The sequence below is a fragment of the Enterobacter sp. DC4 genome, from assembly GCF_000568095.1.
Taxonomy (GTDB): Bacteria; Pseudomonadota; Gammaproteobacteria; order Enterobacterales; family Enterobacteriaceae; genus Enterobacter; species Enterobacter pseudoroggenkampii.
In genome coordinates this window covers 289439-307741 of the sequence record NZ_AZUB01000002.1, presented here as the reverse complement: position 1 = coordinate 307741, position 18303 = coordinate 289439, and the positions used below count along the sequence as shown (strand labels likewise).

The window sequence follows — 18303 nt, the reverse complement described above, 5'->3', positions numbered from 1 at the left end:
CTCCGGAGCATAATCAAAGGGCGAAGTGTACCGCTATTCGCCCTGGTTATAAACGCCCGGTTAACGCATAACGATAAGGTGATCGGACCCTGCCGGTAACCCGTCAGGTTTCACATTTTCCAGACGCAGCACGTTACCCATAATCTCACTGAAGACAGGGGCGGAGACGGCCCCGCCGTAGTAGGCACCATTTTGCGGATCGTTAATCACCACCACCAGGGCAAAACGCGGATTGCTGGCAGGTGCAACCCCTGCGGTGTAGGCGACGTATTTATCGACATACTTCCCGCTATCGTCAATTTTCTTCGCCGTACCGGTTTTCACCGCCACCCGGTAATCACGAACGGCGGCCTTAACCCCTCCGCCGCCCGGCAGCGCAACGCTCTCCATCATGTGCTCCACCTCGTGCGCAATCTCTTCTGGCATGACGCGTTGCCCGATAACAGGGGGATCGATACGCGTAATCGAGAGAGGTCGCTCAAGCCCGAAGCCGCCAATCGTGGCGTAGACGTGCGCCAGCTGGAGCGGCGTCACCATCAGCCCGTAGCCGAAGGCAAATGTCGCGCGGTCGAGCTGGCTCCAGTATTTACGCTGGGGCAAAAGCCCCGCGCTCTCACCCGTTAAGCCAAGCCCCGTATTCGTGCCGAATCCAAAATTTCGATAGGTATCAATAAGATGCTGGACAGGCATTGCCAGGGACAGTCGGGACACGCCGGTGTCGCTCGATTTTTGCAGGATCCCGGTCATTGTCAGTTCAGGATAATAGCCCACATCGCGGATACGATGCCCGTCGAGGGTATACGGATGCGTGTCAATCACGCTGTCCGGCTGGACCAGCCCCTGCTGCAGGGCCGTCATCAGCACCAGCGGCTTGACCGTGGAACCCGGTTCGAACGTATCGCTGATCGCACGGTTGCGAAAATCGTTTATCGTTGCGCCTTCCCGGTTATTGGGGTTGAAATCCGGATAGCTCGCCATGGCGAGTATTTCCCCTGTGGGGATATTAATGAGCACCGAGGCCCCAGACTCGGCCTTGTTCCAGGCCACGGCATTATCGAGCGCATCCTCGGTGATGGTTTGCAGACGCTCGTCGATACTTAACTGGATGTTATGCGCTGGCGCAGGCGCAACTTCCGTCAGGTTTTCAACCACGCGTCCATAGCGATCTTCCCTTACCTGGCGCACACCCGCCTTACCGGTCAGCTGCGCGTTGAAGCTTTTTTCCACGCCCTCAATGCCCTGCCCGTCAATATTGGTGAAGCCAATCAGGTTCGCTGCCACATGGCCGGCAGGATAAAAACGGCGGGATTCATCGCGTAAATTGATGCCGGGCAGATTGAGTTTATCGATCCACTTTGCCTGTGCCGGATCGACCTGACGGGCAAGATAAATAAAACGGCCCTGCGGGTTGGCGTTGATTCGCGCCGAGAGTGCGCCCAGGGAGAGATGTAGCGCGTTTGCCAACGCCTGCCAGCGTTCGTCGACGCCAACGCCTCCTTTTGCCAGCACCGTTTTAGGATCGGCCCAAACGGCCCGTACAGGCACGCTCACCGCCAGGGGACGACCTTCGCGATCCATTATCATGCCGCGCGGCGCATCAATCGCCAGCTGGCGGAGGGAGCGCATATCTTCCTGCTTCACCAGATTGTCAGGCTTGATGATTTGCAGCCAGGCTACGCGGCCAAGTAAAAAGGCCAGACTACAGAAAATAGCTAAACAGAGCAGCGCAAAACGCGCTGGCGTGAAATTGCCAGCGGTCATTATTAATTTCTTCTTCACCTGAACCCCAGGACTGTTAAACAACGCCCTGATTTAACGGGAAAAGATGGGTTTAGGGTGGTAAAACAGTGCTACTAACCTCGCAGCTTTGCAACAAGTTACTAACAAGACCGTGAATGGTAATATTTTGAAAGATTAAGGACATAAAAAAGCCCCGCGTTATGCGAGGCTTTATGTCTGAGAGTGAAGTGCTAAGCGCTTCAGTCAGCAGCGGTTCGATCAGATAGCAGTTACGTTAACTGCAGCTGGGCCTTTCTGGCCGTCCTGAATTTCGAACTCAACGTTCTGGCCTTCAGCCAGAGTTTTGAAGCCGTTACCCTGGATTGCAGAGAAGTGTACGAACACGTCTTTGCTGCCGTCAGCAGGAGTAATGAAACCAAAACCTTTAGACTCGTTGAACCACTTAACTTGACCTTTAATCTTTGCCATTTTGCAAAATTCCTTAGAGTGTTTTCTTAGCCCGCAGGCATTAACTGAGATAAAACTGAGACATTACTGCATGAGGCACTAATATAAGGTTCGGCAGAGAAGCGGTATTCAACGACAACGTGTTTACTCAGGACTTCTTTACTGAAAATGCCACACATAAACAGAACTGTACCTCGTTTGACCCAAAACGTGTTATCACACACTATGTTTAATATGGCAAGCCATTTTTAAACATGTCTCGATCCGCCGCACAAATTCGAACAGTGCCTGTCAGGTTTTGCACAATTATGCGCATCACGTCCAGACAGCCCTGCTGCGTAACAAAGACCCAGCGTTGCTTTCACAACCGCTGTAATCTAAGACTTTTTTAACATAGCTCAATCATTACGAACCGTCCAGCAAACAGGAAAAGAAATCTTACGTCTTGATTGAGTTAGAACAATTTGTGAAAACTTATGCTTAAATCATTGTAACGCGACCAAATTGTTTCAGAGAAAAAACAGTGTTAATAACCCGCGCCCAGCTGTATTAAAATGCACCAGCGAATAAACAGCGTTATGCACCAAAATAATGAAATTTTTATGACTCTGCATCAAAAGAAGGCAAGCAAAACGTTTCGATAAAAATAAAACATTCCTGCGCGCCTTTACATCAACAATATATGCAACAATTTATCGCTTCGTTTATAAGGATAAATATTCACCAATCTTCAGTATCCTGAAAGAATGGTTAACTGGTGCTAAATTATCGAGTGCGTGAGTTAACTCCTGCACAGGTTCATCTAAGGATTCATCTGCCAGTTCAAACACGCCCCAGTGAATAGGGAACGCCAGAGGTGAGCCCAGCTGCTGCCACAATGCCACCGCAGATTGCGGATCCATATGATGGACAGCCATGAACCATCGTGGGGCATAGGCACCAATCGGTAGCGCGGCGGCATCTATCTGGCCCAGGCGTTCAGGAATTAACAGCAGCTCAGGTGAATAACCGGTATCACCGCTAAACCAGAAACGGTGATGCCGTCCTTCCATCACCCAGCCGCACCATAAGGAACGATTGCGGTTCCATGGCGTGCGCATGCTCCAGTGCTGTGCCGGTACGGCGGTCAGCGTCATCCCTTGCCAGGTGAAACTCTGCCACCAGTCGAGCTCAATCACGCGTTTTGCTCCCCGGCGACGAAACCAGTCGGCCAGCCCCAACGGAACAAAAAAACTGACGTCGGGGAAGCGTTTGAGGACACGGCGAATGGTTGCGTCATCAAGATGATCGTAATGATTATGGGAGATGACGACCGCATCAAGCTGATGAAGCTGATCGACTGACAGCGCGGGAGGCGTTTTGCGCTGTGGTCCCAAGAAAGGGAGCGGAGAAGCGCGCCGTGAAAACACCGGGTCGGTAAGGATGATATTGCCGTCCAGCCGCAGCAACACGCTCGCGTGTCCGAGCCACCACACCCCATCTTCATGAGGTTGCGTAAACTCAACCGGTTGCCACCACTGGCGGATAAAGTCTTCATAACCCAGCGCGGGCGGCTTCGGTAAACCGGCCTCTTTACGCGCTTTACGCCAGCGGTCGAGGTCGCCGGGTTGATGTCCGACAGGATCGGTATTACGAAAACCGTTCGGGGTGTGATGTTTCAGGGAGGGGTCATACCAGGGGTTTTTCCAGACCACAGCCACCTCCCAGGACAAAAAGATTAACGCTCAGCCACCAGGCGGATAAAGTCGTCTTCGTCTTTGTTATCTTCAGCGACTGCGTCTTTCGGCGCGTCTTTCTCTTCCGGTTCGTTAGCCTCACACAGACGGCGTAGCAGCGCATTCTGACGTTTTTGCTGATCGAGCAGCGCTTCCAGCAGTTCAATCTGCTCGTTAGTACGGGAACTGGCGCGATTCACGAAAAACCAAATGACCAGCCCGACAAGCAGAACAACCAAAGAAATCATCAGGGATGCTATATTCAGCAGCCCTGAATTCAGTAACTCACCCATTTCACCACCTCAATAAAAACGTCTATTTTACCACTGGCGCGAAGGAAGGACATCACCTTGAGAAAAAATGCGTGTTACCACGGAATAAATTTATTGATTGCGCAAACGCCGCTAAAAAACTGTACATCCTGATCGCACATCACATTGATCGTCTGCGTCCATAACACCACGCACGCTATCAGCACGATAATCAGAATTACCCAGCGTATTTTTTTCACTCCACACTCCGTCTAATGACCTGATGTAACGAGGTTATCACGCTTATCTTAAACAAGGGCTAACTGTGCCGCCATCGCGCTTTTTTCAGAATCCTGCACTTGTTTCGTTTCGTAAACCGTTTACGCTAGCATTATGATAACAACGATAAAAGAGGTAATGATGCGCTTAATCATTCGAACAATTATTGCACTGGCCATTGTCTGGATTGGCCTTTTGCTAACGGGTTATGGCGTACTTGTGGGAAGCACCGAAAATGCTGCCGGGTTAGGCATTCAGTGTAAATACTTAACAGCACAAGGAATGAGCACTGCGCAATATCTGCATACTGAGAGCGGGATTGTTGGCTTAACCCACTGTCCGGTCCTGCGTAAGACTTCCGTCGTGATTGATAATGGCTAGTCAGCCGGGTAAATGACCGACAAAAAACGCCGCAACAGATGCGGCGTTTTTTTATGTGAACAGAGATTAGAACGGGTAGTCGTGATACCCCATCTGTTCAGAAATCTTACGTGCGGCAGTGTGGAGAATAGCCACATACTCATGCAGACGCTCTTCGGAAAAACGTAAGGTTGGGAAGGAGATACTTAAGCCCGCGATCACCACGCCAAAACGGTCAAATACCGGAACGCCGATGCAGCGCAGTCCCTCTTCCTGCTCCTCGTTATCTTCGCCATACCCCTGTTCGCGTACGCGATCGAGCACCGTTAGCAGCGCGTCCGTGCTGGTAATGGTTCGTGAGGTACTTTGCTTGTATTCCACGCCTTCGAGGATCTGCTTCACTTCCTCACGATCGCGCCACGCCAGCAGAACTTTACCAATGGCGGTACTGTAGAGCGGGTTGCGACGACCAATGCGCGAATACATGCGCAGATTGTACATGGAGTCGATTTTATGGATGTAAACTATGCTGTCTTCATCCAGCGCGCCGAGATGGATGGTCTCTTTAGTGAGGCGAGAGATTTCACGCATCTGAATATCGGCGCTGCGGATCAGGTCAACATTTTGTAGCGCGCGGGCACCCAGCTCAAACAGCTTCAGCGTCAGGGAGTATTTTTCAGATTCGCCTTCCTGGGCAACGTAACCCAGCGATTTCATAGTTTGCAAAAAGCGATATACGGTGCTTTTTGACATCATCACGCGCTGCGACAACTCTGTAATACCTATTTCACGCTCCTCTCCCAGCGCCTGTAAGATGCCAAACACCTTCAGCACGGAAGAAACAGAATCTGGCTGTTTATCCAAATCCGCAATAGCCATTTACCACCTCATAGCGAGTGTTTTATAAAAATCAGAACCGGTTTTTATTATAAGTTCCCGTCATGTCACCTGCAATCAATCCCCGTTTACTTCGTTACAAATCTGCGACATATCGCGGCTGTAACAATGCTAAAATAGTTACCCTGAGAATAATTTCACGCTGAGCTTTTTTAACCCTAATGGAAAAGACCCTTTCCGATGGCCTGCCTTTACCCCAGCGGTATGGCGCGATAGCGACCATCATTATCGGTATATCAATGGCGGTCCTTGACGGCGCAATCGCAAACGTTGCCCTGCCAACCATCGCCAGCGACCTGCACGCCTCTCCCGCCAGTTCGATATGGATTGTTAACGCCTATCAGATTGCGATTGTGGTTTCCCTGCTCTCGTTCTCTTTCCTGGGCGATATGTTCGGTTACCGTCGGGTGTATCAGTGCGGTCTGGTGGTTTTCACCTTTACGTCTTTGTTCTGTGCACTTTCAGATTCACTGCATACCCTGACGCTTGCCCGCATTGCGCAGGGTTTTGGCGGCGCGGCGCTCATGAGCGTAAACACGGCGCTGATCCGCTTAATTTATCCGCAGCGTCATCTGGGGCGAGGAATGGGGATAAACTCGTTTATTGTCGCCGTCTCTTCTGCCGCCGGGCCAACTATTGCGGCGGCGATCCTTTCCGTTGCGTCATGGCAGTGGCTGTTCGCCATCAACGTGCCGCTGGGTATCGTCGCCATCTTCTTTGCCCTGCGCTTTCTTCCCGCTAACGGTCCCAAAAGCACCATGCCGCGCTTCGACGTGGCGAGTGCGGTGATGAATGCCCTGACCTTTGGCCTGTTGATTACGGCGCTGAGCGGCTTTGCGCAGGGACAGTCTCTGATGCTTACCGGCGCGGAGCTTATCGCCCTGCTGGCGATCGGCTTCTTCTTTGTTCGCCGCCAGATCACTCTCCCTGTGCCTCTACTGCCTGTTGATCTGCTGCGTATTCCCCTCTTTTCCCTCTCCATTTGCACGTCTGTCTGCTCGTTCTGCGCCCAGATGCTGGCTCTGGTCTCCCTACCCTTCTTTCTGCAGAGCGTGGTCGGACGTTCAGAGGTGGAGACCGGTCTGCTGCTCACCCCCTGGCCGCTGGCGACCATGGTGATGGCACCGCTGGCAGGTTATTTAATTGAACGCGTCCATGCCGGTTTATTGGGCGCTTTGGGGCTGGCGGTGATGGCGACAGGCCTTTTCGCGCTGGCATTGCTACCGTCATCGCCAACCGATCTGGACATCATCTGGCGCATGATCCTGTGCGGCGCGGGATTTGGCCTGTTCCAGTCCCCTAACAACCACACCATTATCACCTCCGCGCCGCGTCATCGCAGCGGAGGAGCCAGCGGTATGCTGGGGACCGCGCGCCTTCTGGGCCAAAGCAGCGGTGCGGCACTGGTCGCCCTGATGTTTAACCTTGCCGGACAAAACGGTAACCACATTGCGCTTCTCACCGCAGGTGCCCTTGCTTCCCTCGCGGCGGTCGTCAGCGGCCTGCGGGTGACCCAGCCCAGGGTTCAGGCATAAAAAAAGCCGGGCAGAGTGTTCTCCTGCCCGGCTTATTAGGGTTCCTGGCGTTACTTCAGGTATTCCCCACTGCGCAGCGCTTCAATACGTTTATCCAGCGGCGGGTGAGACATAAACAGCTCGCTCAGCGATTTGGATTTACCGTTAATGCAGAAGGCCATCATGCTGTTCGCTTCCTGCGGCTCGTAGCTGGTTTTCAGACGCTGCAGCGCGGCAATCATCTTCTCACGACCAACCAGCTTCGCAGAGCCGGCATCCGCGTGGAATTCACGGTGACGAGAGAACCACATGGTGATAATGCTGGCCAGAATACCGAATACCAGTTCCAGAACCATCGACACGGCGAAGTAGATCAGCGGGTTGCCGTTGCTCTCTTCGCCTTCGTCGCGGTTGCCGCCCATGAAGCCCGCGGCAATCTGCGCCAGAATACGGGAGATAAAGATCACGAAGGTGTTTACCACGCCCTGAATCAGGGTCATGGTCACCATGTCACCGTTAGCGATATGGCTAATTTCGTGGGCGATAACCGCTTCGGCTTCGTCACGGCTCATGTTCTGCAGCAGTCCGGTGCTGACAGCAACCAGTGACGCATCGCGACGGGCACCCGTGGCGAACGCGTTGATATCCGGAGCATGGTAAATGGCCACCTGCGGCATGGCGATCCCGGCCTGACGGGACTGCTGAGCCACCGTATTCATCAGCCACTGTTCCATATCGTTACGGGGTTGCTCAATGACCTCACCCCCTACCGATTTCAGTGCCATCCACTTCGACATCAGCAGGGAGATGAACGAGCCACCAAAACCAAACAGCAGCGCCATAATCAACAGACCCTGAACGCTGCTCGACTGAATTCCTGTCAGGCTTAGCACGAGCCCGAAAACCACCATGACCGCCAGGTTGGTGAGCAGGAAGAGCGCGATTCGCATCATAATTTTCTTTTTACCTCAGTTTAACAAAACGCACTATGCGATTACCCACATCGTATGGGTATTGCGGCTATTTTCAAGCATCCGGCGGGCGTAAGTCACCAGAAAGACACAACTTTACACAATTGGAAATCTGGCTGACGGAAGGATGAAGAACAAAAAGAAACAGGCACAATTTCTTGTGCCTGTTGGGAGATTATTTTGCCGGAGCGGGCTGTACGGCAGGTTTCTCTTTTTCCTGATTCGCCAGGTCGAGAGCGATATGCACCGTCTCATCCAGATACGGATCCGGCTCCTGGTAATCTTTTGGCAGATCGTCCAGTTTTTTGAGCAGAGGCTTGCCTTCACGCTTGAAGCGATCGTTGATACGCGCCAGGCGGGTTGCATCGTCTTCGTTGTTCTCTTTCTCACGCTGTGCGTAGTTCAGAGAAACGATATTCCGCTTATCTTTCAGGGCATTGAAGCGTGCGATGTCCTTCATGATGTACTGGAATTCCGGATCTTTCGCGATGCGGTCGTTATGCGCTTTCAGCAGTTCAGGGCCAAATTGCGTCATATCACCCGCTTTCACGTAGGTCGCGGCATTGATGCTGTCCCACGGTAACGCGTTATCTTCAAACTTCTCGCCGGTTTCCGTCTCTTCCGTGCCTGTCGGCATCATAATGTCCGGCGTTACGCCCTTACGCTGCGTACTGCCGCCATTCACGCGGTAGAATTTCTGAATGGTGTACTGAACCGAGCCCAGTGCAGGCCATTCCGGACGCAGCATTTGATCGTAGATACGATTAAGAGAACGATACTGCTGAACGGTGCCTTTCCCGAAGGTTGGCTCACCGACGATCAGCGCACGGCCATAATCCTGCATGGCAGCGGCAAAGATCTCAGACGCGGAAGCACTGAAGCGGTCAACCAGGACCACCAGCGGGCCTTTGTAGTAGACCACACCGTCGTTGTCGGCATCTTCACGCACTTTACCGTTGTTATCGCGCACCTGCACCACGGGACCCGATGGAATGAACAGACCAGAGAGTGAAACCGCTTCCGTCAGCGCTCCGCCGCCGTTACTGCGCAGGTCGATGATAATGCTGCTGACGTTCTGCTTTTCAAGTTTCTGCAGCTGAACTTTCACATCGTCAGTCAGCCCAACGTAGAAACCAGGAATATCCAGGACACCCACCTTCTCTTTACCCACGGTTTTCACCGACATTTTCACCGCGCGGTCTTCCAGACGGATACGCTCGCGGGTCAGGGTAACGATACGGGTTTTGGTGCCTTTTCCGGCTGGCAGGACTTCCAGACGAACCTTGCTGCCTTTCGGACCTTTGATCAGCGCAACCACGTCATCAAGACGCCAGCCGATCACGTCGACCATGTTCTGTCCGGTTTGTCCTACACCCACAATACGATCGCCTACGCTAATCGCTTTGCTTTTGGATGCCGGGCCACCCGCAACCATCGAATTGATCACCGTGTAATCATCGTCCATCTGCAGCACCGCGCCGATACCTTCAAGAGACAGGCTCATCTCGGTATTGAACTGTTCGGTGTTGCGTGGAGAGAGATAGTTGGTGTGCGGATCGATTTCGTGAGCAAAGGCCGTCATGGCCAGCGAGAAGACATCCTCACTGTTGGTCTGCGCCAGACGACGAATGGCGAATTTGTAACGACGCGTCAGCGTGTCACGGATCTCTTTTTCGTCTTTGCCGGTAAGCTTGAGGCTCAGTTCATCGTATTTAACTTTACCGTCCCACAGCGCATTCAACTCGGCTTCATCTTTCGGCCAGGGTGCTTTACTGCGATCCAGATTAAAGGTGTCGTTGCCGGTGAAGTCCATCGGACGTTCCAGCACTTTCAGCGCGTACTGATAGCGTTCGAAGCGGCGCTTTTGCGACAGGTTGTAGAGATCGTAGAACAGATCCAGCTTGCCTGAGCGCAACTCATCACCCACCTCGGATTTGCGCTTAGCGAACTGCTCGACATCGCTGGCGAGCAAAACGTTATGGCTGTAATCCAGCAAGTTCAGATAGCGGTCAAAGATTTTGGCCGAAAAGGCCTGATCGAGATCGAACTGACGATAGTGCGAGCGGGTAAAACGTGAGGTCACGCGCTCGCTCACCGTCGCGTGCTGCGTCTCTTCCTTGAGAACCGGAATTTGATCAACACGCGTGATATCGTCCACTGCAAAAGCGTGACCTGTTATGGCAAACAGGCCCGCCAGCGCGGTGAGCTTAAAAAAAGTGTTCATGCCAGGCTTGGCCTCCGTTTCAGAACAACAAGTGTTCTGCGCGTACAATCATTGACATACCAGAAGTCAGCTGTACACGAACGCCATCTTTGGTGATTTCCAGTACGGTGGCGTCCATAGCATTGTTACCCGCTTTTACCTTCAGCGCCTGACCTACGCTCAGGGCGTTAATGTCAGAAACCGGCGTATGGCGCGGCTCTTCACGAGGGGCACGCGGGGCTTTTGCTGCTGGTTTGTCTGCACGCGGTTTGCGATCGTTATTATCGTTACGACGCGGCGCAGGGCGTGGTTTACGCTCACGACGAGGCGCTTCTTCCTGGCCGTTTGCCGCGGCGGCTTCGCGCTTTTTCGCCTGCTGTTCTGCACGTTGTGCCTGAACGCGTGCTTTGGCTTCTTCGAGCTGCTTGCGCGCGTGCTCAACGTGCTGCTCGTCCAGCTCACCACACGGGTTGCCGTCGAGATCCACGCGGGTCGCGCCAGCTTTGATACCGTACAGGTAACGCCAGCTCGAAGTATAAAGACGTAAGGCGGAACGCAGCTGAGTTTTGCTGAGGTTCATTTCCCCTTCAACACGTGCCACCAGATCCTGAAAAATACCGACTTTCAGGGGACGCGCTTCACCTTCCGCGCTGAAGCACTGCGGGAAACGCTCGGCCAGAAATGCGATAACTTCTTTACTGCTATTCAACTTAGGTTGATTTTCCATGAAATTTCCTGATTACAACGGACGTTGCCAACAAGCGCAGGCATGAACAGGCGTCATTATAATGACGCTATCAGTAAATGCTACGTTATCCGTTGATTATCCTGCGACGCTCGCAAAGAATTTTTGATAATCGGTTGCCGCGAGTACGTTTTCCAGATTAGCCACCAGCTCGCGCAGCCCCTGTTCGTCCTCGGTTGTAAAGCGACTGAAGACCGTACTGTCGATATCCAGAACGCCAATAATCTGATTTTTGACCACCAGAGGCAGAACGATTTCAGAATTACTGGCGGCATCGCAGGCAATGTGCCCGTCAAATGCATGAACATCTTCCACACGCTGGACCTGATTCTCGGCCACCGCCGTGCCGCATACGCCGCGCCCTACCGGAATACGCACGCAGGCCAGTTTGCCCTGGAACGGACCGAGCACCAGCGTTTCACCTTCCAGAAGGTAAAAGCCGGCCCAGTTCACCTCAGAGAGACGTTCAAACAGCAATGCGCTAGTATTTGCCAGAGTGGCTAAGAAGCTGGTCTCACCCGCCATCAATGCCTTAAAATCGCGGTTCAGATCCGCGTAGAATTCTGTTTTGTTCATTATTCAATCACTTAGTTGTCTTACAAATTTACCGCATAGCCTATTAAAATAAGCATTAAATGCGCTCATGCTCAAGATGAATCCGTTCATGAGTTATTATAACTTTCAACAATACTTATTTGTGCGCAGCTGATGGCCTTAAAAACAACCAAAATTACGCCGACAAGAAAGATAACTGTCCATACGGTAAGCGAAGCTTTGCCACGTGCACATTATCAGCGTTGCCCCCAGTGCGATACGCTTTTTATGTTGCCGAAGATGAAATCGCACCAAAGTGCCTTCTGTCCCCGCTGCGACGCCAAAATTCGCGACGGCCGAGACTGGTCGTTAACCCGTCTCGCCGCCATGGCCGTCACCATGCTGCTGCTGATGCCCTTCGCCTGGAGCGAACCGCTGCTGAAACTCTACCTGCTTGGCGTGCGCATTGACGCCAATGTGCTGCAGGGTATCTGGCAGATGACCCGTCAGGGCGATCCCATCACCGCCGCCATGGTGCTGTTCTGCACCGTTGGCGCGCCGCTGGTGCTGGTTGCCGCCATTGCCTATCTTTGGTTTGGCAATATTCTCGGCATGAACCTTCGCCCGGTGCTGCTGATGCTGGATAAGCTCAAAGAGTGGGTGATGCTGGATATTTATCTGGTGGGCGTGGGCGTTGCGTCAATAAAGGTACAGGACTACGCCTTTTTGCAGCCCGGTATCGGGCTCTTTGCTTTCATCTGCCTGGTATTGCTAAGCATCCTGACGCTGATTCACCTGAACGTTGAGCAGCTCTGGGAACGGTTTTACCCTCAGCGCCCCGCTACACGCCCCGATGAAAATCTGCGCGTCTGTCTGGGATGCCACTATACCGGCTTACCCGACGCGCGTGGACGCTGCCCGCGGTGCCACATTCCGCTGAGACTGCGCCGCAACAATAGCCTGCAAAAATGCTGGGCCGCGCTGATCGCCTCCCTGGTGTTTCTGATCCCAGCCAATATGCTGCCGATTTCTATCATTTACGTGAATGGCGGGCGTCAGGAGGATACTATCCTCTCCGGGATTATCTCCCTTGCACACAGTAACGTCGGGGTGGCGGCGATCGTCTTTATTGCCAGTATCCTGGTTCCCTTTACCAAAGTGGTGGTGATGTTTACCCTGCTCATCAGCATTCACTTTAAATGTGAACAAGGCTTACGAACACGCATTCTGCTTCTGCGGTTCGTCACCTGGATTGGCCGCTGGTCAATGTTAGATCTGTTCGTGATTTCGCTGATGATGTCGCTCATCAATCGCGACCAGCTACTTGCTTTTACAATGGGACCCGCGGCTTTTTATTTCGGCTCTGCGGTGATATTGACTATTCTTGCTGTGGAATGGCTGGATAGCCGCTTACTTTGGGATGCACATGAGTCAGGAAACCCCCGCTTCGCCGACTGAAGCGAGAATTAAAACAAAACGCCGCATTTCGCCATTCTGGTTGCTGCCCGTCATCGCCCTGATGATTGCAGGCTGGCTCATCTGGACGAGCTATGAAGATCGCGGGAGTACGGTCACCATTGATTTCCAGACCGCCGACGGCATCGTCGCCGGGCGAACGCCTGTTCGCTTCCAGGGGGTTGAAGTGGGTACGGTTCAGGACATCTCCCTTGGAAAAGGGCTGAACAAGATTCAGGTGCGGGTCAGTATTAAATCTGACATGCAGGATGCCCTGCGCAGCGAAACGCAGTTCTGGCTGGTGACGCCTAAAGCCTCTCTGGCCGGCGTGTCCGGGCTGGATGCGCTCGTGGGCGGTAACTATATTGGCATGATGCCGGGTAAAGGCGAGCCGCAGGATCACTTTGTTGCTCTGGATACGCAGCCCAAGTACCGCCTCAATAACGGCGATTTAATGATCCATCTGCAGGCGCCGGATCTCGGTTCTCTGAACAGTGGCTCACTGGTCTATTTCCGCAAAATCCCGGTTGGCCGCGTGTACGACTACGCGATTAACCCGAATAAACAGGGCGTCACCATCGACGTGCTGATCGAGCGTCGCTTCACCAATCTGGTGAAAAAAGGCAGCCGCTTCTGGAACGTCTCCGGCGTGGATGCGGACCTCAGCCTGAGCGGTGCGAAAGTGAAGCTGGAGAGTCTGGCCGCGCTGGTGAATGGCGCTATTGCCTTTGACTCCCCGGAAAACTCAAGCCCTGCCACCGCTGATGACTCATTTGGATTGTACGCCGACCTGGCGCACAGCCAGCGCGGCGTGATCGTCAAACTTGCCCTGCCCGATGCTAAGGGGCTAAAAGCGGGTTCAACGCCGCTGATGTATCAGGGTCTGCAGGTCGGCCAGCTCACCAAAATGACGCTTAACCCGGGCGGGTCGGTCACCGGCGAAATGACGGTCGATCCGAGCGTGGTCGATCTCCTGCGCGAGAAAACGCGCATCGAAATGCGCAGTCCAAAGCTCTCTCTGAACGATGCCAGCCTCAGCACGCTGTTGACCGGCAATACGTTTGAGCTCATCCCCGGTGAAGGTGAACCCAGCAATAGCTTCGTAATTGCCCCGGCGGATAAAGCCCTGCTGCAAAAGCCGGGCGTGGTAACCGTCACGCTGAATGCGCCAGAAAGTTACGGTATCGAAGCCGGACAGCCGCTAATTTTACACGGCGTGCAGGTCGGTCAGGTGCTGGAGCGTAAGCTCTCCGCGGATGGCGTGACGTTCTCGGTCGCCATCGATCCGCAATACAGCGACCTGGTGCACGGTGACAGCAAATTCGTGGTGAACAGTCGCGTCGATGTGAAGGTGGGTCTGGACGGCGTGGAGTTCCTCGGCGCCAGCGCCAGCGAATGGGTGAACGGCGGAATCCGTATTTTGCCTGGCGATAAAGGCCCCGTGCGCGACAGCTATCCGCTGTATGCCAACCTGGAGAAAGCGATTGAAAACAGCCTGAGCGATCTTCCGACCACCACGCTGACGCTAAGCGCCGAAACGCTGCCGGACGTACAGGCGGGATCCGTGGTGCTGTATCGCAAGTTTGAAGTCGGGGAAGTGATCACCGTTCGCCCGCGTGCGGACGCCTTTGATATCGAACTGCACATCAAGCCGGAGTACCGCAAGCTGCTGACGCCAAACAGCGTCTTCTGGGCTGAAGGCGGCGCGAAAGTTCAGCTTAACGGTAACGGGCTGACCGTGCAGGCCTCCCCGCTCTCACGCGCGCTGCGCGGGGCGATTAGCTTCGATAATCTCAGCGGCGCAGGTGCGAATCTGCGCAAAGGTGATAAGCGTATTCTCTTCCCGTCCGAAACCGCCGCACGTGCAGTGGGCGGACAGATAACCCTGCACGCGTTTGATGCCGGTAAGCTGGCGGAAGGCATGCCAATTCGCTATCTGGGTATTGATATCGGGCAGATCCAGAAGCTGACGCTGATTACCTCACGTAACGAGGTGCAGGCCACCGCCGTGCTTTACCCGGAATATGTGCAGACCTTCGCCCGCACGGGCTCGCGCTTCTCGGTGGTCACGCCGCAGATCTCGGCCGCGGGCGTTGAGCACCTCGACACCATTTTGCAGCCGTACATCAACGTTGAGCCCGGCCAGGGCAATGCCCGTCGCGATTTCGAGCTGCAGGAAGCCACGATCACCGACTCGCGCTACCTTGGCGGCCTGAGCATCGTGGTGGAAGTGCCGGAAGCAGGCTCGCTGAACATCGGCACGCCGGTACTGTTCCGCGGCATTGAGGTGGGTGCGGTCACGGGCCTGACGCTTGGTACACTCTCCGATCGCGTGATGGTGGCGTTACGCATCAGCGAACGCTACCAGCACCTGGTTCGAAATAACTCGGTATTCTGGCTGGCATCCGGCTACTCGCTGGACTTCGGCCTGACGGGTGGCGTGGTGAAAACCGGCACCTTCAACCAGTTCATTCGCGGCGGTATCGCGTTTGCCACGCCGCCGGGAACGCCGCTGGCGCCGAAAGCGCAGCCAGGTAAACACTTCCTGCTGCTCGAAAGCGAACCGAAAGAGTGGCGCGAATGGGGAACCGCCCTGCCACGTTAAACAGCAAGGCTCCGGTGTCAACGCACCGGAGCCTTTATGTTACACTGCGCACCTGAACTTTTCCCTGTGGTGTGCCCGTGGCTCAAAACTCCGTATTTCTTCCTGAACAATTCCTGGCGCAGATGCGCGAGGCGCTTCCTTCTCACCTGTCGTTAGACGATTTTATCGCCGCCTGCCAGCGTCCGTTACGCCGAAGTATTCGCGTCAACACGTTGAAAATCAGCGTCGAAGATTTTCTGGCACTGGTCTCGCCGTACGGCTGGCAGCTTACGCCGGTACCGTGGTGCGCAGAGGGGTTCTGGATCGAGCGCGATGACGAAGACGCCGTGCCGCTTGGAAGCACCGCGGAACATCTGAGCGGCCTGTTCTATATCCAGGAGGCCAGCTCAATGCTGCCGGTTGCTGCCCTGTTCGCAGAGGGCAACGCGCCCGATCGCGTTATGGATGTGGCTGCGGCGCCTGGCTCAAAAACCACGCAAATTGCAGCCCGCATGGGTAACCAGGGGGCGATCCTTGCTAACGAGTTTTCCGCCAGCCGCGTGAAGGTGCTGCATGCCAACATCAGCCGCTGCGGTATTCATAACGTTGCGCTGACGCACTTCGACGGACGCGTGTTTGGCGCCGCCCTACCGGAAGCCTTCGATGCCATTCTGCTGGACGCCCCTTGCTCCGGCGAAGGGGTGGTGCGCAAAGATCCCGATGCGTTAAAGAACTGGTCCGTGGAAAGCAACCAGGAGATCGCCGCCACGCAGCGAGAGCTGATCGAGAGCGCATTTCACGCTTTGCGCCCTGGCGGCACGCTGGTCTATTCAACGTGCACCTTAAACCGCGATGAAAACGAAGACGTCTGCCTGTGGTTGAAAGCGAACTACCCGGATGCGGTCGAGTTCCTGCCATTGAACGATCTGTTTGCCTCAGCACAAGAGGCTGTCACCCCCGAAGGTTTCCTCCACGTGTTCCCGCAGATTTACGACTGCGAAGGGTTCTTTGTGGCGCGTCTGCGTAAAACGCAGGCGGTTGCTCCCCTGCCCGCACCTAAATTCAAGGTCGGTAACTTCCCGTTTGCCCCTCTTAAAGGCCGCGATGCAGCACAGCTTGAAGCCGCCGCCAAAAAGGTTGGGCTGGTCTGGGATGAGAGCCTGCGCCCCTGGATGCGTGATAAAGAGATATGGCTGTTCCCGGCACAGATCGAGCCGCTCATCGGAAAGGTCCGTTTTTCCCGCATCGGGATCCGCCTGGCGGAAGTGCATAATAAAGGGTATCGCTGGCAGCATGAGGCCGTTATCGCCCTTGCCGGACGCGAGAATACCTTTGCCCTGACGCATCAGGAAGCGGAAGAGTGGTATCGCGGTCGCGATGTTTATCCCGAAAACACGCCGTCAGGCGATGAAGTGATAGTGACGTATCAGGGATACCCGCTGGGGCTGGCAAAAAAAGTCGGCTCAAGGCTGAAAAACAGCTATCCGCGCGAGTTGGTTCGGGATGGTCGGCTGTTTACCGGTAACGATCGCACTGCCTGAAAAAAAGCGCATTTTTTTACTGGCGATTTTGCTCTCCTTGTCTACGATCAAAAATGGGTGACTGCACTGGTCATACCAGATTTTGACAACCGACCCGGAGAGCACTATGACGAAAACCAGCGTGCGTATTGGCGCTTTTGAGATCGACGACGCAGAGCTGCGCGGCGAAGCACAAGGCGATCGAACGTTAAGTATTCCCTGCAAATCCGACCCGGATTTGTGCATGCAGCTCGATGCATGGGATGCAGATACCAGCGTCCCGGCAATACTTGATGGCGAACACTCTGTCCTTTACCGTGAGCATTACGATAGTAAAACCGATGCCTGGGTCATGCGTCTTGCCTGACCTAAAGAGAACCCGCCCGAAGGCGGGTTATTTATTACTGCAGCTGCGCCAGCGTAAAGTAACCGTCAAATACGGCGCCCGTATCAATGTAGTGGAGATTATTAAAATCATACCTTCTGTCGAGGGGCGTATGTCCGAACCAGAAATGATCCGCGCCGCTGATGCCCTGCCCTTTGCCCACCATAAATCCCATCAACCTGTCGCGGTTCCATAAGACGCGCTGGGCGCTGACCGGTTTTTGCCATTGGTATTCCGCAGCCGGATAATCCGCATGGGCTATCACATTCAGACCGTTCGCACAGGTTATCTCGATGATATGCGGTAAATCGCGACAGGCATTGAGCAACGACAGCGCAAACTGTTGCTGGTCCCGTTCAAGTTGCGCAAACCACATTCCACCATTTATCGTCCAGAGCGAAAAATCGTTATTATCCAGACTGTCGAGAGCCATTTGCTCGTGGTTGCCCCGCACGGCACGAAACCATTTTTCATGTATTAACTGCAGGCATTTCACGCTATCAGGGCCACGATCGATGATATCCCCGACAGAAATAAGCAAATCCTCATACGGGTTAAAATGACGGCGTTTAAGCTCATCCATAAGCCACTGATAACAGCCGTGTATATCGCTGACAACCCAGACGTGACGCCACTCACCACCTTCAATTCGCTGATACATAGGACCTCCTTTTAACAGTATAGCTACCGCAGAAAAGGCCAC

The 18303-nt window shown here is 54.1% G+C and carries 17 protein-coding genes and 1 pseudogene; 6 read left to right on the top strand and 12 right to left on the bottom strand.

The window, feature by feature from the left end:
- Positions 1-60 precede the first annotated feature (60 nt).
- The 6 genes and pseudogenes from ftsI to mgrB all read right to left on the bottom strand — a co-directional run bounded on the left by ftsI (position 61) and on the right by mgrB (position 4413).
- Positions 61-1761, bottom strand: coding sequence for a peptidoglycan glycosyltransferase FtsI (gene ftsI, locus P349_RS16775; RefSeq protein WP_090419808.1), 1701 nt, complete (start codon positions 1759-1761; stop codon positions 61-63).
- Positions 1762-1998: 237 nt separating this feature from the next.
- Entirely contained in the window at positions 1999-2208 is a 210-nt protein-coding gene (gene cspE / locus P349_RS16780) for a transcription antiterminator/RNA stability regulator CspE (RefSeq protein WP_001062678.1), read from the bottom strand.
- Between the two features lie 13 nt (positions 2209-2221).
- A pseudogene (locus P349_RS0124245) lies at positions 2222-2366 on the bottom strand (DUF2627 domain-containing protein).
- A 525-nt stretch (positions 2367-2891) separates the two neighbouring features.
- A complete protein-coding gene (locus tag P349_RS16785; protein ID WP_032647750.1) occupies positions 2892-3881 on the bottom strand; it encodes an MBL fold metallo-hydrolase in 990 nt (329 codons plus the stop codon).
- Between the two features lie 23 nt (positions 3882-3904).
- The gene (locus P349_RS16790; RefSeq protein ID WP_024909723.1) at positions 3905-4195 is read right to left on the bottom strand and encodes a YebO family protein; all 291 of its coding nucleotides are present in this window, start codon (positions 4193-4195) and stop codon (positions 3905-3907) included.
- 74 nt (positions 4196-4269) lie between these two features.
- Positions 4270-4413 carry a PhoP/PhoQ regulator MgrB gene (gene mgrB, locus P349_RS0124240; protein ID WP_006175995.1) on the bottom strand — a complete coding sequence of 48 codons (144 nt, stop codon included), beginning with the start codon at positions 4411-4413 and terminating at the stop codon, positions 4270-4272.
- 160 nt (positions 4414-4573) lie between these two features.
- Here mgrB and P349_RS16795 point away from each other — a divergent pair, with 160 nt between their 5' ends.
- Entirely contained in the window at positions 4574-4813 is a 240-nt protein-coding gene (locus P349_RS16795) for a YobH family protein (protein WP_032647752.1), read from the top strand.
- A 66-nt stretch (positions 4814-4879) separates the two neighbouring features.
- Here P349_RS16795 and kdgR read toward each other — a convergent pair whose 3' ends face one another.
- Positions 4880-5671 carry a DNA-binding transcriptional regulator KdgR gene (gene kdgR / locus P349_RS16800; protein WP_023312208.1) on the bottom strand — a complete coding sequence of 264 codons (792 nt, stop codon included), beginning with the start codon at positions 5669-5671 and terminating at the stop codon, positions 4880-4882.
- A 179-nt stretch (positions 5672-5850) separates the two neighbouring features.
- Here kdgR and P349_RS16805 point away from each other — a divergent pair, with 179 nt between their 5' ends.
- On the top strand, positions 5851-7224 hold the full coding sequence (locus tag P349_RS16805; RefSeq protein ID WP_032647754.1) for an MFS transporter: 1374 nt from the start codon (positions 5851-5853) through the stop codon (positions 7222-7224).
- A 50-nt stretch (positions 7225-7274) separates the two neighbouring features.
- Here P349_RS16805 and htpX read toward each other — a convergent pair whose 3' ends face one another.
- From htpX to P349_RS16825, 4 genes are all read right to left on the bottom strand, one after another.
- Positions 7275-8156 (bottom strand): protease HtpX, encoded by an 882-nt coding sequence (gene htpX / locus P349_RS16810; protein WP_014884290.1) that lies wholly within the window; start codon positions 8154-8156, stop codon positions 7275-7277.
- 193 nt (positions 8157-8349) lie between these two features.
- On the bottom strand, positions 8350-10398 hold the full coding sequence (prc, locus tag P349_RS16815) for a carboxy terminal-processing peptidase (protein WP_024909720.1): 2049 nt from the start codon (positions 10396-10398) through the stop codon (positions 8350-8352).
- Positions 10399-10417: 19 nt separating this feature from the next.
- The gene (proQ, locus tag P349_RS16820; RefSeq protein WP_014170612.1) at positions 10418-11104 is read right to left on the bottom strand and encodes an RNA chaperone ProQ; all 687 of its coding nucleotides are present in this window, start codon (positions 11102-11104) and stop codon (positions 10418-10420) included.
- 96 nt (positions 11105-11200) lie between these two features.
- Positions 11201-11698 (bottom strand): GAF domain-containing protein, encoded by a 498-nt coding sequence (locus tag P349_RS16825; protein WP_032647756.1) that lies wholly within the window; start codon positions 11696-11698, stop codon positions 11201-11203.
- Positions 11699-11830: 132 nt separating this feature from the next.
- Between P349_RS16825 and yebS the strand changes: the two genes are divergently transcribed.
- From yebS to P349_RS16845, 4 genes are all read left to right on the top strand, one after another.
- A complete protein-coding gene (gene yebS, locus P349_RS16830) occupies positions 11831-13114 on the top strand; it encodes a membrane integrity lipid transport subunit YebS (RefSeq protein WP_032647758.1) in 1284 nt (427 codons plus the stop codon).
- Positions 13083-15716 (top strand): PqiB family protein, encoded by a 2634-nt coding sequence (locus P349_RS16835; protein WP_032647760.1) that lies wholly within the window; start codon positions 13083-13085, stop codon positions 15714-15716. Before yebS ends, P349_RS16835 begins: the two co-directional genes overlap by 32 nt.
- A 77-nt stretch (positions 15717-15793) precedes the next feature.
- Entirely contained in the window at positions 15794-17236 is a 1443-nt protein-coding gene (gene rsmF / locus P349_RS16840; RefSeq protein ID WP_032647762.1) for a 16S rRNA (cytosine(1407)-C(5))-methyltransferase RsmF, read from the top strand.
- Between the two features lie 106 nt (positions 17237-17342).
- Positions 17343-17582, top strand: a complete 240-nt coding sequence (locus P349_RS16845; RefSeq protein ID WP_008500472.1) for a YebV family protein — start codon at positions 17343-17345, stop codon at positions 17580-17582.
- Between the two features lie 34 nt (positions 17583-17616).
- Here the strand turns inward: P349_RS16845 and pphA are convergent, their stop codons facing one another.
- Positions 17617-18261, bottom strand: a complete 645-nt coding sequence (pphA, locus tag P349_RS16850) for a protein-serine/threonine phosphatase (protein ID WP_032647764.1) — start codon at positions 18259-18261, stop codon at positions 17617-17619.
- Between the last annotated feature and the right edge of the window lie 42 nt (positions 18262-18303).

What these genes read in the sequence shown, in the direction of transcription:
- ftsI (WP_090419808.1), bottom strand. Translation starts at nt 1,761, where the DNA reads ATGACCGCTGGCAATTTCACGCCAGCGCGTTTTGCGCTGCTCTGTTTA.
- cspE (WP_001062678.1), bottom strand. Translation starts at nt 2,208, where the DNA reads ATGGCAAAGATTAAAGGTCAAGTTAAGTGGTTCAACGAGTCTAAAGGT.
- P349_RS16790 (WP_024909723.1), bottom strand. Translation starts at nt 4,195, where the DNA reads ATGGGTGAGTTACTGAATTCAGGGCTGCTGAATATAGCATCCCTGATG.
- P349_RS16795 (WP_032647752.1), top strand. Translation starts at nt 4,574, where the DNA reads ATGCGCTTAATCATTCGAACAATTATTGCACTGGCCATTGTCTGGATT.
- kdgR (WP_023312208.1), bottom strand. Translation starts at nt 5,671, where the DNA reads ATGGCTATTGCGGATTTGGATAAACAGCCAGATTCTGTTTCTTCCGTG.
- P349_RS16805 (WP_032647754.1), top strand. Translation starts at nt 5,851, where the DNA reads ATGGAAAAGACCCTTTCCGATGGCCTGCCTTTACCCCAGCGGTATGGC.
- htpX (WP_014884290.1), bottom strand. Translation starts at nt 8,156, where the DNA reads ATGATGCGAATCGCGCTCTTCCTGCTCACCAACCTGGCGGTCATGGTG.
- prc (WP_024909720.1), bottom strand. Translation starts at nt 10,398, where the DNA reads ATGAACACTTTTTTTAAGCTCACCGCGCTGGCGGGCCTGTTTGCCATA.
- proQ (WP_014170612.1), bottom strand. Translation starts at nt 11,104, where the DNA reads ATGGAAAATCAACCTAAGTTGAATAGCAGTAAAGAAGTTATCGCATTT.
- P349_RS16825 (WP_032647756.1), bottom strand. Translation starts at nt 11,698, where the DNA reads ATGAACAAAACAGAATTCTACGCGGATCTGAACCGCGATTTTAAGGCA.
- yebS (WP_032647758.1), top strand. Translation starts at nt 11,831, where the DNA reads ATGGCCTTAAAAACAACCAAAATTACGCCGACAAGAAAGATAACTGTC.
- P349_RS16835 (WP_032647760.1), top strand. Translation starts at nt 13,083, where the DNA reads ATGAGTCAGGAAACCCCCGCTTCGCCGACTGAAGCGAGAATTAAAACA.
- P349_RS16845 (WP_008500472.1), top strand. Translation starts at nt 17,343, where the DNA reads ATGACGAAAACCAGCGTGCGTATTGGCGCTTTTGAGATCGACGACGCA.
- pphA (WP_032647764.1), bottom strand. Translation starts at nt 18,261, where the DNA reads ATGTATCAGCGAATTGAAGGTGGTGAGTGGCGTCACGTCTGGGTTGTC.